This window comes from Arthrobacter sp. (assembly GCF_030540645.1).
Classification (GTDB): domain Bacteria; phylum Actinomycetota; class Actinomycetes; order Actinomycetales; family Micrococcaceae; genus Specibacter.
Map to the genome: position 1 here is coordinate 2,795 of NZ_JAUNVV010000132.1, position 1,947 is coordinate 4,741.

General features: G+C 62.0%; 2 protein-coding genes. Both read right to left on the reverse strand.

The features are described from left to right. The coding region (locus tag Q4P21_RS15765; protein WP_303389672.1) for a ribonuclease J at positions 1 to 1,355 on the reverse strand (1,355 nt) is incomplete at its 3' end. A gap of 2 nt (positions 1,356 to 1,357) precedes the next feature. Beyond that, positions 1,358 to 1,947: dihydrodipicolinate synthase family protein (locus Q4P21_RS15770; RefSeq protein WP_303389673.1), on the reverse strand; the 590-nt coding region annotated here is incomplete at its 5' end.

Consider the following 1,947-nt stretch of genomic DNA (forward strand, 5'->3'; position numbering starts at 1 on the left):
ACGTACACAAAGCCGCACTCGACCTGGCCGACGATCGTGGCCACGCCGTCTTTCAAGTCGATGACTGAGCCGTCATCGGTCAGCAGTACGTTCTCGGCCGGCACGCCGGAGGAGATGGCAATTTTGGCATTGGCGATGAGGTGGCGGGTTTCACCGTGGACGGGCATCACATTTTTGGGCGTCAGGATGTTGTAGCAGTACAGCAACTCCCCGGCGGCGGCGTGGCCGGAAACGTGGACCTTGGCCGTGCCCTTGTGGATCACGTCGGCGCCGAGCTTGAGCAGGCCGTTGATGATGCGGAACACGGCGTTCTCATTGCCCGGGATGAGCGAAGAGGCCAGAATGACGGTATCGCCCTTGCCCACGGAAATCTTGTGGTCGCCGTTGGCCATGCGGGACAGTGCCGCCATGGGCTCGCCCTGTGACCCGGTGGACATCAGCACCACCTGGTTATCCGGCAGGTTGTCCACGTTCTTCATGTCCACGACCACATCGGCCGGCACGTGCAGGTAGCCCAACTTTTCGGCAATACCCATGTTGCGGACCATGGAACGGCCCACGAAAGCGACCTTGCGGTGGTGCAGCACGGCGGCGTTGAGCACTTGCTGGACGCGGTGCACGTGGGAGGAGAAGCTGGCCACGATGATGCGTTTGTCTGCCTTGCCGAACAGCGCCTCCAAGGTAGGCCCAATTTCAGCTTCACTGGTGGTGAAGCCGGGCACGTCGGCATTCGTGGAGTCAACGAGAAAAAGGTCGACTCCTTCCTCTCCGAGGCGGGCAAAGTGGCGCAGGTCCGTGATCCGGCCATCCAACGGCAGCTGGTCCATTTTGAAGTCGCCCGTGTGCAGTACGGAGCCGCCCTCGGTACGCAGGAACACGGCCATGGCGTCCGGAATGGAATGGTTGACGGCAATGAATTCACACTGGAACGGGCCCAGCTGTTCAACCTGGCCCTCCTTGACGGTCAGCGTCCAGGGCTTGATGCGGTGCTCCATGAGCTTCGCTTCAACGAACGCCAGAGTCAGTTGCGAGCCGATCAAGGGAATGTCGTTGCGCAGGCGCAGCAGGTACGGGACGGCGCCAATGTGGTCTTCGTGCCCGTGCGTGAGCACTACGCCCACCACGTCGTCGAGCCGGTCCTTGATGTAGGAGAAGTCGGGCAATATCACGTCAACGCCGGGCTGGTCCTCTTCCGGAAACAGCACCCCGCAGTCGACGATGAGCAGCTTGCCGTCAATTTCAAAGACGGTCATGTTGCGGCCGATCTCGCCAATGCCCCCCAGCGGAACAACCCGCAACGTGCCCTTGTCCAGGCTCGGCGGAGTCCGCAGCCCCGGCTCAGTCATTTGGGTCATGCCTACACTTCCATTCCAGCTTCCGCGAGGTCAGCTTTGATCATGGCGATCTCGGCCTCGCCCGGTTCCACCAAGGGAAGCCGGACCACCGAGTTGGACAGGAATCCCTGCCACTTGAGAATTTGCTTGATGGCCACCGCGCCCTGGACGTGGCCCATTGCGGCCCGGATGACCGGATCCAGCTCGAAGTGGATCTTGCGGGCCGTGGCGAAGTCCCCGGCAGCGGCCGCATCAATGAGGGCGCGGAACGCGGGTGCGGCAATGTGGGCGCTGACACTGACAAGTCCGACGGCGCCGGCAGCCATCAGCGGAAGCGTCAGTCCGTCGTCGCCCGAGTAGACATCGAGATCCGTGTTGGCAAGCACGCGGCTGGTTTCGGTGAAGTCGGCCTTGGCGTCCTTCAACGCGGTAATTCGCGGGTGGTCGGCCAGACGGATGATGGTTTCGGTGGTGATCGGAATTCCGCTGCGCCCGGGGATGTCATAGAGCATGACGGGCAGTTCGGTGGAGTTCGCAATCGCCTCAAAGTGAGCCTGGATGCCAGCCTGGCTGGGCTTGTTGTAGTACGGGGTGACCAGCAGCAGTCCGTCAA